At 59.9% G+C, this 14945-nt stretch carries 13 protein-coding genes and 1 pseudogene; 4 read left to right on the forward strand and 10 right to left on the reverse strand.

Annotated elements, in window-relative coordinates:
- Positions 1-103, forward strand: a 103-nt coding sequence (locus NCS00_RS11785; protein WP_250439142.1) for an IS3 family transposase, incomplete at its 5' end; no start/stop codon positions are given.
- A gap of 59 nt (positions 104-162) precedes the next feature.
- Here the strand turns inward: NCS00_RS11785 and NCS00_RS11790 are convergent.
- From NCS00_RS11790 to NCS00_RS11800, 3 genes are all read right to left on the reverse strand, one after another.
- Positions 163-660, reverse strand: a complete 498-nt coding sequence (locus NCS00_RS11790) for a gluconokinase (protein WP_250440180.1) — start codon at positions 658-660, stop codon at positions 163-165.
- A 10-nt stretch (positions 661-670) separates the two neighbouring features.
- Complete coding sequence (locus tag NCS00_RS11795; RefSeq protein ID WP_239295129.1) at positions 671-2035, reverse strand: GntP family permease; 1365 nt, start codon at positions 2033-2035, stop codon at positions 671-673.
- Positions 2036-2702: 667 nt separating this feature from the next.
- Positions 2703-3629 (reverse strand): YadA family autotransporter adhesin, encoded by a 927-nt coding sequence (locus NCS00_RS11800; protein WP_250440181.1) that lies wholly within the window; start codon positions 3627-3629, stop codon positions 2703-2705.
- A gap of 24 nt (positions 3630-3653) precedes the next feature.
- Between NCS00_RS11800 and NCS00_RS33675 the strand changes: the two genes are divergently transcribed.
- Positions 3654-4058: a hypothetical protein gene (locus NCS00_RS33675; protein ID WP_250440182.1), complete on the forward strand. Its 405-nt coding sequence runs from the start codon at positions 3654-3656 to the stop codon at positions 4056-4058.
- Between the two features lie 236 nt (positions 4059-4294).
- Here NCS00_RS33675 and NCS00_RS33680 read toward each other — a convergent pair.
- The 6 genes and pseudogenes from NCS00_RS33680 to edd all read right to left on the reverse strand — a co-directional run.
- Positions 4295-4387, reverse strand: a pseudogene (locus tag NCS00_RS33680) (ESPR domain-containing protein); the annotation flags it as partial.
- Between the two features lie 376 nt (positions 4388-4763).
- On the reverse strand, positions 4764-5891 hold the full coding sequence (locus NCS00_RS11810; RefSeq protein WP_250435171.1) for a DUF2827 domain-containing protein: 1128 nt from the start codon (positions 5889-5891) through the stop codon (positions 4764-4766).
- Between the two features lie 45 nt (positions 5892-5936).
- Entirely contained in the window at positions 5937-7088 is a 1152-nt protein-coding gene (locus tag NCS00_RS11815; RefSeq protein WP_250440183.1) for a DUF2827 domain-containing protein, read from the reverse strand.
- Entirely contained in the window at positions 7085-8245 is a 1161-nt protein-coding gene (locus NCS00_RS11820; protein WP_284504071.1) for a DUF2827 domain-containing protein, read from the reverse strand. The genes NCS00_RS11815 and NCS00_RS11820 overlap by 4 nt, the downstream gene beginning before the upstream one ends.
- Positions 8246-8772: 527 nt before the next feature.
- Positions 8773-9405 (reverse strand): bifunctional 4-hydroxy-2-oxoglutarate aldolase/2-dehydro-3-deoxy-phosphogluconate aldolase, encoded by a 633-nt coding sequence (gene eda / locus NCS00_RS11825; RefSeq protein ID WP_008342842.1) that lies wholly within the window; start codon positions 9403-9405, stop codon positions 8773-8775.
- 91 nt (positions 9406-9496) lie between these two features.
- A complete protein-coding gene (edd, locus tag NCS00_RS11830; protein WP_239295135.1) occupies positions 9497-11449 on the reverse strand; it encodes a phosphogluconate dehydratase in 1953 nt (650 codons plus the stop codon).
- A gap of 299 nt (positions 11450-11748) precedes the next feature.
- Between edd and NCS00_RS11835 the strand changes: the two genes are divergently transcribed.
- Both NCS00_RS11835 and NCS00_RS11840 read left to right on the forward strand, forming a co-directional pair.
- The gene (locus NCS00_RS11835; protein WP_241814131.1) at positions 11749-12588 is read left to right on the forward strand and encodes a MurR/RpiR family transcriptional regulator; all 840 of its coding nucleotides are present in this window, start codon (positions 11749-11751) and stop codon (positions 12586-12588) included.
- 86 nt (positions 12589-12674) lie between these two features.
- Positions 12675-14540, forward strand: coding sequence for a hypothetical protein (locus NCS00_RS11840; protein ID WP_250440184.1), 1866 nt, complete (start codon positions 12675-12677; stop codon positions 14538-14540).
- Here NCS00_RS11840 and NCS00_RS11845 read toward each other — a convergent pair.
- The gene (locus NCS00_RS11845) at positions 14527-14943 is read right to left on the reverse strand and encodes a CopD family protein (protein ID WP_008342849.1); all 417 of its coding nucleotides are present in this window, start codon (positions 14941-14943) and stop codon (positions 14527-14529) included. The two genes, NCS00_RS11840 and NCS00_RS11845, sit on opposite strands and share 14 nt — an antisense overlap.
- Positions 14944-14945: the final 2 nt, after the last annotated feature.

The raw sequence follows: 14945 nt of genomic DNA on the forward strand, positions 1-14945 counted from the left end.
CGGAATCAGACGCTACATTCACTACTACAATCACCACCGCATCAAGCTGAAGCTGAAAGGGCTGAGTCCTGTGATGTACAGAACTCAGCCCTTAGCGGCCTAGCCCAAAACTGTCCAACTTTGCGGGGTCAGTTCAATTCCGGGGCTTTTTTCATTGGCGCGTCATTTGCGCGTCTTCAACTTCTCGATCACGTTGTCGACGATCTGCTCGGGCATGAGCTCGATGCTTTCCGTAATCGCCTCGTCCTCGCCAGGTTCTTCCAGCGTGTCGAGTTGGCTCTGCAACAGCGAGGGATCGAAGAAGTGTCCGGTGCGCGAACCGAGACGCTCGCGAAGCACATCCATCGTACCGTGCAGATAGACGAAGCACACGTCGCGATCGCCGTCGCGCAGGATGTCGCGATACGAGCGTTTCAGCGACGAGCACGTAAATACCGCCGTCTCGCCCGCACGCTGCTTTTCCTCGATCGCGGCACGAATGGTCTTGAGCCACGGCCAGCGATCCTCGTCGGTCAGCGGGATGCCCTTGTGCATCTTCTCCTTGTTCGCGGCGCTGTGGAACGCGTCGCCGTCGGTGAAAGTGCAGTGCAGCCGCTCCGCCAGCATCTCGCCGATGAGGGACTTGCCGGCACCCGACACGCCCATTGCGATCAAAATCATCGAAGTCTCCTTACACGAACATCGCGAGCACGAAGGTCAAGCCCAGGCCCATCAGAGAGATGATCGTTTCGAGCAACGACCACGTCTTGAACGTCTGACCGACCGTCATCCCGAAATACTCTTTGATCAACCAGAAGCCGCCGTCGTTCACATGCGAGAAGATCAGCGAGCCGGAGCCGGTGGCGAGCACCAGCAGTTCCGGGCTCGTGTGACCGCCCGCCGCGGCGGCGATCGGCGCAACGATGCCGCAGGCGGTGGTCATCGCGACCGTGGCCGAGCCCGTCGCCAGACGGATCAGCGCGGCGACGAACCAGCCAAGCAACAGCGGCGACAGACTCGCTGATGAGGCGCTCGCGACGATCTGCTGCGAGATCCCGCTATCGCGCAGAACCTGGCCGAAGCCGCCGCCCGCGCCGACGATCAGCGTAATGCCCGCGATCGGCGCCAAGCACTCGCCGCAGAACTTCTGAATCTGCTCACGGTTGAAGCCCTGCTTCGCGCCGAAGGTCCAGAAGCTGACCAGCACGGCGATCAACAGTGCCATATCCGACTGGCCGATGAAGCGCAGCAAATCGTTCGGCAGCGTTTTCGGCGTGAAGACCAGATCGGCCCAGCTACCGATCAACATCAGAATGACCGGCAGCAGAATGGTGAACAACGTGATGCCGAAGCTCGGCAAATCGCGCGTCTTCTCCGTATCGCCGTGCTTCTGGGTGAACTGGTCGGCGAGCGCGTTGGCGTCGGGCAGCTTGATGTATTTGTGGATCAGCAGCGCGAACAGCGGGCCGGCGACGATCGCAGTCGGCACGCCGACGAGCAGACCGTAGGCGATCGTCTTGCCGATATCCGCGTGATACGCCTGCACCGCGAGCAACGCGGCCGGGTGCGGCGGAATCAGACCGTGCACGACCGAGAGACCCGCGACCATCGGCAGGCCGATCAGCAGCAGCGACTTGCCGGTGCGCTTCGCGACGTTGAACGCAATGGGGATCAGCAGCACGAAGCCCACTTCGAAGAACACCGGCAAGCCGACAATGATCGCGACGACCATCATGGCCCAGTGAATGTTCTTCTCACCGAAGAGATTGATCAGCGTATTGGCGATGCGCTCGGCTCCGCCCGATTCGGCCATCATCTTGCCGAGCATCGTGCCAAGGCCGACGACGACAGCAATGTGACCGAGCGTATTTCCGTTGCCGGTTTCGAACGACTTCACGATTTTGTCCATCGGCATGCCGACCGCGAGGGCAAGCAATACGGACACGATCATGAGAACGAGGAACGGGTAAACCTTATAGCGGGCGATCATCAGGATCAGAACCGCGATCGCGATCACCGCGTAGAGCAGTAGCATGCTCCCGTGGACGGCTGGCATAACGCCTCCTTGATTTTGTTGAGGTTTTCTGCGCTATGTATGCGTTTGCCGTCGTTGCACTGCACACGCGGCAACATCCGGCAAGCGCAAACACGGCGCTGGGCAACGGAATTTTACTTGTAAGCGAGGAAGTCGGCCGAGAAATGGCAGCGAGAAGCGCGCGCGTGCGAAACGCGGCCGAAAAAAAACCGACGCTCATGTAAGCGTCGGTTTCGAATGGAAGTTCAAGCCTTCTCGCCCGAACGATTTGCAATGCATCAGGCCGCCGGCTTCGTTGCCGCTGCGCACTGGAAGTCCAATTGGCGCGCGCGGCTTCCGCCTGGCCTGAGCTGCGGGTTGTCGAGGGCTTGAACCACGATTACTTGGCGATCCTCGCAAATCCGGGCAGCCTTCGACACGCAACTGTTCTGCGATTCGAACAGCCCCGAACAGGTGACGCGTTGCGCCCCGCTTTGACCGGCAACATTCAAATTTTGAGCGGAGTAGCTCAAGCCCGTGTCCGTCGTGCAAGCGGAGAGAACTCCGACTGCAGCGAGGATCGTGAAAAAAAATTTAGACATTTCGCGTTTGACAGGTAATGGTCGACAAATGGCGAGTGATCGATCTGGGCAATCGCGTGACAACACGATTGCCCAGACTCCCTGACCGTCAGGTCAGGCGCTCACTCTTACCAGCGGTACGAAGCGTTAGCGCCGTACACCGTTCCGTTGCGGCTCGAACCAGCACCGGCCTTCAGCACCAGGTTCTGGGTGACACGGAGGTTGACCGCAACAGCCGCTGCCGCGTAACCCTGATACGTCGCACCGCCCACACCGACCGACATGATCTTGTCCTGGTCGATGTTCGGGATCATCGCCAACGCCGTTGCCGCAGCGATGCCCGAGTAGGCGTTACGACCCACCTCGGCGACGGCGCCTTGCATGCCATTCACGACGCTGTCGGTGTAGCTGTTCGATTGCGTGACCGCATCGTTCAACTGGTTGACGTTGACCAGATCCGCGCCTTCCGTACCGGCAGCCACGTTGGTGATCTGGCGCTCGCTACCCGCTGCGCCAACCGACACCGTGTTCGCACGATCAGCCACCGAGCTCGCGCCCAGCGCGACGGAGTCATCCGCCGTTGCCCGCGTGTTCGCACCGATAGCCACCGCACCGACGCCGCTGGCAACCGCGCTCGAGCCGTTGGCGACCGAGTTCGCACCCGTTGCCTGAGCCTTCGCGCCGCTTGCCGTCGCATGGGTGCCGCTTGCTACAGCCGCTTCGGTTGCACGATTGCCGTCCGCTGCGAACAACGGGTTATCGGAAGTCGTTATGTTCGCAATCTGGCTGGACAGCGCATCCAACTGCGCCTTGTTGACAAGGTCAGTCGGGGCGATGGCGGTACTCACATTGTGAATGGTCGTTCCGTCCTTGCCGGCCAGCGTGATGTTGCTGTAGTCCGTCTCTCCGGTCGACGTCGTGTCGAACGTGACGGCCGCCTTCGGCTTCCCGTTCGTACCGTCCTTATACAGGCTCGTTTCCTTCAACTGACCCACGGTCGCGACATCGTCGTCGTTGACACCGTGGTCGACGTGCTGGTCGACAGCGTGCTCCATTGCGTCGAAATGGAGTTGAAGCCGGTGGACACGCTGCCCGAGATGGAGTTGAACCCGGTCGACAACGAGGCATATGACGTCGACATGCTTTGCGAGATCGACGTCACCGAAGTCGACCAGCTATTGACCGTCGACCCCATGGTCGAAATCGTCGTGGAGGTCGACGTCGACAGGGAACTGATGCTGGTCGATGCCGAACTGGACACCGTGAACAATTGCCCGCCATTGATGGCGTCCATGCTTCCGACCGCGATGTTCCCGTCTTTCAGGTTGACAAGGTTCTTGCCTGAGAAACTCACGTTCCCGTTCGAGAAGGCGATGTTATTTCCGGTGAACGTGATGCCGGTAGTGTTACTGATGGAGATTGAATTGGCGCTGGAGCCGGTGCCGGCGCTTAGTACGACTCCGCTAAAGCCGCCGGCGCAGTAGGTACCGGAATCAGCTGTCGGTGTCGCTGAGTTGGACTTGTAAACGTATCCGGTGCCGCCGTCGCACAGCGACATCGAGGAGTTCTGAGCCCAAGCCGTCGAACCGCCAAATAGCATCGCCACCGACGCGCCGACGCCTGCCGCCACACGGAACACGTCGCGCGGATCGTTATCTTCCTGCCGGTAAGCCGCTAATATGGCGCTCTGACCGTCTTCTAGGTCGCATACCGCGCCGCCAGAACTCTTCTTGCCTCGCGCCATTGCAGTCTCGGCGACTGCAACGAACGTCCCTACCTTCTCATTCCAAATACTGCGGTATGACTTATTCATAAACCGAATTGACCCACAAAAACGAGCGTCTTCACAAAAACAAAGGAAACAACTTTGACCACTGCAGAGAATATTCAGACTCGCCACTTCGATGAAGCGGACATGTCCTAAATTCGTGCAAGTGAGGTGGAAAAAGCGGAGGAAGATGTTTTGCCGTCTTTCGGATTAATCCGATTCAAACGGACCATATTGCCAGTCCGATTAAATAATGCTCGGATATGTCTTATTTATTCTTATTTTCGACGCAAAGCTGAGGCGCAAAGTCGCACCGCTCATTGAGAAAAGAGACGAACGGGAACCAACACGTCAAAGTAAAACGCCGAGGCTGATCTAAGTGATCAGCCTCGGCGTCGAGCCGAACCGCGTTTTGTAGAGTTTAACGCAGCGGCTTTTTCACAAGTTCATCGAGCAAACCGGCGTATCCGCTTACCAGTTCCGCGTTGTCTGGCAGAAAACGCGCGATTGCCGCGCGCTGCTCGTCCCGGTAACGGCCCACATTCGCATCATGCTGATCGATTGCCTCGACCACGCGGCGCGCCCCTTCGGCAACGTTATTGTCGCGGTAGTAGTAACCCAGATCGGTACACAACGTAGCGTTGTGGACAAGCGGATAACCCTGCCAGCAAACCTCCAGATAGAAGTAATTCAGCGGATTTTCCCACTGATGCGACACGACGATATCCGTATGCTCGGCAAGATATGTCGGCGTGTCGAAGCGTCCGAGAAACACCGCCTTGTGGTTCCGCACGATGTCGAGCTGGTTCATCAACACAATGAATTCGCGGCACTGCGTGGCGAGATTCTGCGCGTTGGTCACCTGAAGCAGTTGAATGTCGTCCGGCCGTTCGCGATACGCCAATTCCGCGATCATCGCCGGATAGAGACAGAATTTCACGACGTTGATATTCGGCTCCATCACGCTCAGGCGACGCGGCCCCGCGTGCGGCTGATACTCGCCCGAATGCGGCAACGAAACGGTACGCGCGTTCAGGAACATCGGGCTCCAGATGAACGGCACGACCCGCGCGGTTTGACGACGCATCACCTCGAAGTACGGCGCGCTGATGTTCGCGACTTGCGGAATCATCCAGATGTCGTCATAGCGCTGGTTGACGAACAGGTTGTCGCCGAAAGTGGGTCTGTTGAACAGAATCGACTCCATCGCGTGGACGTATTCGAAACCGCAACAATAAGAGATGAGCCGCGCGCCCCGCTCTTTCAGATAAGCCGTCGCGTTCGCGTCGATCTGGCCGCCGAGTTCGATCAGTACATCGACCTTGTCCTTCGCGTCATCGAATGTGACGGTGGGCCAGCGCTCGAGATCCCAGGGCAATTGGTTCGTGATCGCCACATGCGTCGTGTTGACGAGCACGACGCTCTCGACGTTGGGACAGTTCTTGAGCGCTTCCGCGAGAAACACCGCGTTCTGCTTGATACCGTTGTTCCACAACGTTTCGGCCTCGTGAAACAGGCCGATCGTGATGCCAATTCGCAACTTCTTCATTCCATTTAACTCCGTTGCCTCGCGGCAGATGCCTGAATCCCGAACTCACGCCTTCGCGTAGACGGCCTCGATCGCCTGCGTGTAGATCCGCACGTTGTCTTCGTTTTCCGGATCGAGCGTGTGAAGGAATTTCTTCGCGGTCGCGCGATAGCTTTCGAGATTGGCATCGTGCTCGGCGAAGGCGCGAAGCAACGCGCGGCCGCCTTCTTCGCAATCGAAATCGTGATAGCGATAGCCGCACTCGCCGATCAGATGCGAGTTGTGAATCAGCGGATAGCCGCCGTAGAGCGCTTCGTAATACACGTAGTTCTGCGGGTTTTCCCACTGATGGCTCACGACCGCGTCGACGGAAGCCGGCACGATCTGCGCGAACGGGAAGCGTCCTTCGAAGTTGCCGAGCCCGTGTCTCACATAATCGAGACTGTGCGCGAAACCGACGAACGCCGCGTGATCCTTCAGCTTGAACGTGTTGTAGGCCCATACGCGTTCGAGCATGTCCGGATTCTCGCGATGCGCCACGTCGCAGGCGAGCATCGGGATATAGCTCGTTTTCACCATGCAGACGTTCGGCTCGAAAATTCCGACGCGCCAACGCCGGCGCCCCGGCTGATAACCGAACTTCTGACCGTTCGGCAGCTTCGCCGCTTCGCGTTCGAGCACGACCGGACTCCACAGGTGCGGCATGAGCTTGACCGGCGCGCGGAAGAGCGTTTCAAAGTACGGTTTGCAACTGACTTCGTATTCCGGCAGCGTCCAGACTTCGTCGTAAGGCGCGCCCGAAATCAGCAGCGCGTGCTGGAGATTGAAGACCATGCGCTCGATATCGATGACATAGTCGTTACCGACGCGCATCGTGATGACCTTGCCGCCCTTCTCGCGGAACTTGATCGCCCATTCCTTGCTGAGTTGCGCGCTCATTTCGATCATGACGTCGAGCTTGGACATGGCCGTTTCCATGTCGATGAGCGGCACGGGCGAATCGGACAGGAAACGCTTTGCGTCTTCGGGGCCGCCGTCGCCGCCGCCCGTCACCAGATAAGTCGATTTCACGCGCGGCGAGCGCATGAGCAACATCACGAGATAAAGGCAGTTCTGGAAGATGCCGTTTTCCCACAGCGACTGCTCGCCTTTGCGGATGAAAATGGAAACGCCGACGTTGATCCGCTCCGGCATGCGGGATTTGCTTTGCATGTTCATACGCCTACCTCGAGCTTGCTGCCCTCACAAAGGTTGATCAACCGTTCGGCGAACGCATCCAGGTTGGCTTGATTGAAAGGACTGACCGCGTCGATGACGCGCTGTGCGTTTGCGCGATATGCATTGAGATTATCGTCATGCTCGCGGAACGCGCGCAGCAGCTGACGTCCGCCCTCTTGCGCGTCGAAGCCCGGATAGTAGTAGCCGGCATCCTTCAGCCACGGCGAATTGTGGACGAGCGGATAGCCGCCGTAGAGCACATCCAGATACAGGTAATTCTGATCGTTGCCCCACTGATGCGACACGACTGCATCGGCGAATTGCGCCATGAAGCCGGCGATATCGTTACGGCCATGGAACGTCGCCTTCGAGTCTTTCACGATGTCGAGCGAGTTGGCCATGTACATGAGCGTCGGGTGATCTTTCATGTGCATGGAATTGAGCACATGCATGGCGGACACGCTCGAACGATCCGCGCGATACGCCTCTTCGCAGACGAGCATCGGAATGCTCGATGTTTTCACCACCGAAATATTCGGCTCGAACATTGCGACCCGGAAACCTTGCGGCTGGATGGCAGGTTGAGCCGACTTGTCCGCGCGGCGCTCGTAGCCGTAGCGCAGACCGTGCTCCTCGACTTCGACGATGCGGCTCTCGATGAACTGCGGATGCCAGATGAACGGAATGATATGAACGGGACAGCGATGCAGCGTACGCATCATCGGGACGGACGCGCGATCCTTCGACATCAGCCAGACCTGGTCGTAACGGTCCGCGCGCATGACGTGCACGGGCTTGTCGAACACTGGCGCTTCGACGAGCCCCACGTACGGCTGGCCGCAGCAGTAATACGCGACTTTCTTGCCACGCGCGCGCATGAGATCGAGCCATTCGGTGTCGAGCGCGCCGCCCATTTCGAAGATGACGTCGACGGCGTCGGTCGCCTCATGAATCCGCATGATGCGCAGGCCTTTCGACGCGGCGTCCACTTGCGGAGGCAATGCGTTCTGGTCGCCCACGTCGATGAGCGAAACACTCTCGATGAACGGAAGCTTTTGAAGCGCTTCCGACAGAAAGATCACGTTCTGGCCCAGGCCGTTTTGCCAGATGTTTTGGCCTTGATGCGTGACGACTGATATTCCGACTCGGATGGTCATCGGATTGGCATCCTAAAGATATTAAATTTCGCTTTCTGAAGAAGAGGTTCCGCGGCAAGTCGATCTTTCGGCCGGCACGGTTGAACGCTGGTGCGGCGGGATCGGCGCTGGTGCGAGCAGCATCGCGCGGAAGCAAGGAGGAATGGTGCAGAATGCGCCGAACCGTCCTGATCTTCTTCGCTTCCGCGATTGGATATATCGGGGAACTTCTGAAAGCTAAATATATAGAAGAATCTCTAGAATTCCCAGTGAATCAGGGATTAATGAGACTAGTCTTATCCGAGTCTTAAAATGCGCAAAACGTCTTAAACACAATGCGTTTCGAAATTTGGATTTATCCGATTCAAATATTGATCGAATCGCTTGACGAAAAAGCTTGATGTTCGCGCGCTCGACTGACGGCGCACGCGAAAGCATGTCGGAAGAGGAGCATCGTCGGGCACGAATTGCCCCGACCGAAAGGCGAAAAAACAATACGCGCCCGGCCGCTTGCACGGCCGTGACGCGTTTTCGATTAGTGCAGCAATTTACTTATGCGGCGCCAATTCGCTCGCCGCCCGCGCGAGGCGTGTGACTTCTTCCCAGTTCTGCGCGGCGAGCGCGGCCTTCGGCGTGAGCCACGACCCACCGACGCACACCACATTCGGCTGCGCCAGGAAGCTCGATGCGGTTTCCGCCGTGATGCCGCCCGTCGGACAGAATTTCAGGTTCGGGAACGGTCCGTAGAACGCCTGAAGCATCGGAATGCCGCCCGCCTGTTGCGCCGGAAAGAACTTGACGATTTCATAGCCGAGTTCCATCGCCGTGATGATATCGCTTGGCGTCATCACGCCCGGCAGGAGCGGCAATCCGGCGTCCTGCGCGGCCTTGTGCATGTCCTTCGTGAGACCGGGCGACACGCCGAATTGCGCGCCCGCCTTCTTCGCCTGCGCGCAATGCTCCGGCTTCGTGATGGTGCCCACGCCGACGACGATATCGTCCGCCAGTTGGCTCGCGCGCTCGATCGCGCCGATGCCCGCCGGCGTGCGCAGCGTGATTTCCAGCACCTTCACGCCGCCCGCATGCAGCGCACGCGACACGTGCTCGCCTTGCTCGATCGTTTCGAAAGCCAGAACCGGGATCACCGGTCCCAGACGCACGATTTCGCTTACCGTTTTCATTTGATGCGACTCCTGGTTTTTGAGCGGCGCCCTTGGGGTCTGTCCGCGGGTTTCTCTCAGGTTCCGGGCGTTACGCCCTTCGTTGTTCCGTTCAGTGATTCGTGGCGTGCGCCTTGTTCAGCGCCGACGCAGCCGCCCGCGCATTGTCGCGAAGCGCGTTTCGTTCGGGCGCGGCGGCCGTCGCGTGCGCGTGTCCGTCGTGGCTTGCTGCCGCGCCGATCAACGCGCCGAAGACCGACGCGCCCTGCTCCGCCGGCAACGCCGCGCTGCGGAACACGCCGAACAACTCGCGGCCGAAGCCCGCTTCGTTCTCCGCCTGATGCAGCGGCGCCTCGACTTCGCGTGAAGCCCACTCGTTCGCATCGATTTCGATGTCGAGCACGCCCGCGGGCGCGTCGATCACGAGCATATCGCCGGTGCGGACCTTGCCGAGCGGACCTTGCAGCAGCGCTTCCGGCGATACGTGAATGACCGCCGGCACCTTGCCCGATGCGCCCGACATGCGTCCATCGGTCACTAACGCGACATGGAAGCCCTGATCCTGCAATACGCCCAGAAGCGGCGTCAATCGATGCAACTCCGGCATGCCATTCGCGCGCGCGCCCTGGAAACGCACGACGGCGACGAAATCGCGCTTCAGTTCGCCCTTGTCGAACGCTTCCTGCACTTCTTCCTGCGAATTGAAGACGATGGCCGGCGCCTTCACCACACGATGCTCCGGCGCCACCGCCGAAATCTTGATGACGCCGCGCCCGAGCTTGCCCTGCATCAGCCGCAGTCCGCCGTCCGGCTGGAACGGCTCGCCGATCGCGCGCAGCACCTTCGTGTCGTGGCTCTCTGCCGCGCCGTCGACCCATTGCAGTTTGCCGTCGATGAGCTTCGGCTCCTTGGTGTAATGCGACAGCCCTTTGCCGACGACCGTCTGCACGTCCTCATGCAGCAGCCCGCCTTCGAGCAGATTGCGCACGAGGAACGCGACGCCGCCTGCTGCGTGGAAGTGATTCACATCGGCCTTGCCATTCGGGTAGATCTTCGCGAGCAGCGGTACGACCTGCGACAGCTCGTCGAAATCGTTCCAGTCGATCACGATGCCCGCCGCCCGCGCGATCGCCACGAGATGCAGCGTGTGATTGGTCGAACCGCCCGTCGCGAGCAGCGCAACAATGCCGTTCACGATCGCCTTTTCATCGACGACATGACCGATCGGCGTGTAGTTGCCGCGTTCGAGCGTGATATCGAGCACGCGGCGCGCGGCCTCGGCGGTGAGCGCGTCGCGCAGTTCCGTATGCGGATGCACGAACGCCGCGCTCGGCAGATGCAGGCCCATCACTTCCATCAGCATCTGATTGCTGTTGGCGGTGCCGTAGAACGTGCAGGTGCCGTGACCGTGATACGCCGCCGCTTCGGCTTCGAGCAGCGCGCCGCGATCGCATTTGCCGGTCGCGAATTCCTGGCGCACCTTGGCTTTTTCGTCGTTAGTGAGACCGCTCGTCATCGGGCCGGCTGGGACGAAAATGGTCGGCAGATGGCCGAACTGCAGCGCGCCGATCGCGAGTCCGGGCACGATCTTGTCGCACACGCCGAGGCACAGCGCCGCGTCGAACATGTTGTGCGTCAGCGCGACGGCCGTGCTCATCGCGATGACTTCGCGCGAGAACAGCGACAGCTCCATGCCCGCGTTGCCTTGCGTGATGCCGTCGCACATAGCCGGCACGCCGCCCGCGAATTGCGCGATGCCGCCATGCGCGCGCGCCGCCTGCTTGATGATGTCCGGAAAGCTCTTGTACGGCGCGTGCGCGGAAAGCATCTCGTTGTAGGACGACACGATACCGATGTTCGGCTCGCGCACCGCCTTGATCGCGAACTTTTCCTGGCCCTCGAGGCCGGCGAAGCCGTGCGCGAGATTGGCGCAGGACAGCGCACCGCGCGCCGGGAACAGGCCGTGCGCCGCGTCGATGCGCGCGAGATAGGCTGCGCGCGTCGGCTTGCTGCGTTCGATGATGCGATCGGTGACGTTCTTGAGTTGCGGATGCGGGGAAACCATCGAAGCTCCTTCGTCTCACTCCCGGCTGCCTGCCGTTGAGATTGGGTTGAACATTGCGAGGGACGGCGTTTGAATCGTTGTCTTGTGATGGGCGCCGTGTCTCGCGAGTTTAGGAGAAAAACTACACGATGACAATCGAAAACCTGGCCAGAGCGACAAGCAGTCACATGAACAAGACGCTTATCGCACGGACGTTTACGGGATTTCCCTAAGATTCCGAATCCAACGTATGTAGTATTTGTACAAAACCGATCATCCGTTATAGTCCGTAGCAATTTTCAGAATAGGCGAGAATTCCGATGTTGCTGTCCCAAGTCGAAGCGATGCGCGCGCAACTGCGTCCGTCCGAGCGCAAGCTGGCTGAGTACGTGCTGGAAGCGCCGCGCGAGGTGCTCGACCTGTCGATGACCGAATTCGCCGCGCGCGCGGGCGTCAGCCAGCCGACGATTGCGCGTTTCTGTCAGGCGCTCGGCTTTTCGGGATTTCGCGAGTTCAAGATTCGCTTGGCGCAAGGCGTAGCAGCGGATGTTCCCACGGTGTATCGCGACGTACGCACCGACGAACCGGCCGCAGGCGTCGCGGCGAAGGTGCTCGACCGGACCATCGGCGCATTGATCGCGGTGCGCAACAGCCTGTCGTCGGACAGCGTCGCGGCGGCAATCGCGATGCTCGCGGATGCACGGCGCATCGAGTTCTACGGCGCGGGCGGGTCGGGCATCGCCGCGCTCGACATGCAGCACAAATTTTTTCGGTTGGGCGTGCCGTCTGTCGCATACTCGGACCCGCACACCTACACGACCTCGGCGGCGCTTCTCGGTGCGGGCGATGTCGTCGTCGCGATATCGAATACAGGACGCACGCGGGACATTCTCGATGCGTGCCGATCGGCGCTGAACGGCGGGGCGAAGGTTATCGCGATCACGCACGGCAACTCGCCGCTCGCGCGTCTCGCGACAGTCGGATTGTTCGCGAACGTCGATGAAGACACCGACATTTTTTCGCCGATGACATCGCGCGTTTCGCATCTCGCGATCGGCGACATTCTGGCGGTCGGCCTCGCCCTGGCGCGGGGACCCGCGCTGGCGGAAAAGCTTGCGGAAGCGAAGGACGTGCTCGAAGGGCGGCGGGTGGGTGCGTAAGCGGCGAAGTTCGCTTCGACGTCGAACGAAGGGCGATGCATCGCCTATTCTTCCCACAAACCGGATGTCTTGCAGGACCATGCAACATGGACTGTTCCTTCACTGTCGAGCGCTTCGAATCCTGTGTTTATGGCGGAAAGCCGGACGAAGCCATCGCGCTGCTTTGCGAATTCGATCATTACCTGCGCGATGTTCCATTTCCTGATTTGCTGACTCTTGTGGCGCCTTCCGCGATATGGCCGACACCCAGCAGGGAGCGCCAACTCGAACGCTTCGTCAGCCGCGTGGCGGCGGCCATCGTTGCACTCCTCGGGAATACGGAAATCACGCTCACGGAATCGCGGTTTCTGAAATTCTCAGGCTGCCGCTCGCTTGTCCAGCGCTTTCTCGGCGCGGCGCCGCTTACCAATGCAGACCATCTCGCACGGGGTTTTCTTCCGGTGGTCCACGAGGATGGAACCGTGCAACTGCCCTATCCTGACGCGGTGAAACGGCTCAATCTGCTGTGCAATTCCGAATCGCGCCTGACGCTGGATTATTCCGCCTGCATGCGTGCGGACCCCATTCCGACGCTCAATCTCGCCATTGCGACAGCCGGCGAAATGCTTCCCGGCACAACCGAAGCGCACCGCAAACGTGAGGCGCTCCTCAGCTGGCTCGACAGGACACTTGACCAGCAGAGCGATCTCTGGGAAATCGAGATGGACCCGCTGCTGGGCCTTTACATGCACTGCACCTATGCCGAAATCGAGGACAGGCATGCAATCAAATGCAGCATCAACAAGCTCGTGCGCAAGACGCTCGCGGCGACGGGCCTGACCGATCTCGACACGAAGCTCACCGCGTCGCGACGGGCCGAACGAGCCCGACCGCTCATGCTCGTCGTGCTCGAAGCATTCGGCGATGGCCATTCGATCATGCGTACTCATTCGCTCAATTTGCAGGCCGCGCGCGCTCGTTTCGATATCGTCGCGATGTGCGATGCCGACGCAATAGGCGAACTCGGACGGCAGGTCTTCACGCGCGTGATCGAATTGCCAGTCAAAGAAGGCTTCCGTCGCACACTCGCCGCGATTCGCGAATTCGCCGAACGCGAATGCCCCGACGTCCTCTACATGCCGAGCGTGGGCATGTCGTTGTTGACGCTCAACGTGTCGAACATGCGGCTCGCGCCGATTCAGATCGCGGCATTGGGCCATCCCGCGACCACTCGCTCGGACTGTGTCGATTACGTCAGCGTGGAAGACGATTACGTCGGCGATCCGGCATGTTTCAGCGAAAAGCTATTGAGACTTCCGAAAGATGGCCAGCCTTATCGACCTTCGGGCGCGATGAAGGCGATCGACTTTCCGGCAAAGAAGCCGTCGGCGGAAATCAACATAGGCATTGCTGCCAGCCTGATGAAGCTCTCGCCCGGTTTTCTGGCGGCATGCCGAAAAATTTCCGAGTGCAGCCGCGCCCCGGTCCGCTTCCATTTTCTGACTAGCGGTGGAAACGCCGTCGCGCTGTTGCACCTGGCGAAATCCGCCGCGGAGACGTTTGCGAAACGGAACGCGCTAATCGTTCCGCAGCAGCCCTACATGAAATACATCCGCTATCTCAACGACATGGACATGTTCCTGAGCCCCTTCCCGTTCGGCAACACGAACGGCATCGTGGACGCGTTCACCGTCGGTTTGCCGGGCGTGTGCAAGACAGGGCGGGAAGTGTTCGAGCGCATCGACGGCGCCATGTTCATGCGCGCGTACATGCCCGGCTGGCTGGTCGCGGACACGGTCGAGGAATATGTCGAAGCGGCGGTCAGGCTCGCGAACAATCACGAAGAACGCGGATCGCTGCGCCGCTACATGCTCGAGAAGAATGTGGTCCAGCGTTTCTTCGAAGGCCGTCCCGAAGTGTTCGGGGAAATGGTCCTCGATCTGGTGAAGCAGGAACGCGTCAGAACGGCTTGATCACGACGAGCAGCGTCGCGCCGAGCAGCCCGAGCACCGGCAGCTCGTTATACATCCGATACCACTTGTCCGAACGCTTGTTTTCGCCGCGCTGAAACGTGTGCAGCAAGCGCCCGCAATATGCGTGATAGGCGATCAGCAAGACGACGATCGTCAGCTTAGCGTGCAGCCAGCCCTGCCCCGCGCCGATGCCCACGACGAGCCACAGCCACAGCCCGCACGCGAGCGCGGGCACGGCGATGAACGTCATGAAGCGAAAGAGCTTGCGCGCCATGAGCAGCAGGCGCGCGGTGGCCGCGGGGTCTTTCTCCATCGCAAGGTTCACGAAGATGCGCGGCAAATAGAACAGCCCCGCGAACCATGAAGCGACGAGCACGATATGCAGCGATTTGATCCAGAGCATCG

The sequence above is a fragment of the Caballeronia sp. AZ1_KS37 genome (genome assembly GCF_023631165.1).
GTDB classification, from domain to species: Bacteria; Pseudomonadota; Gammaproteobacteria; order Burkholderiales; family Burkholderiaceae; genus Caballeronia; species Caballeronia zhejiangensis.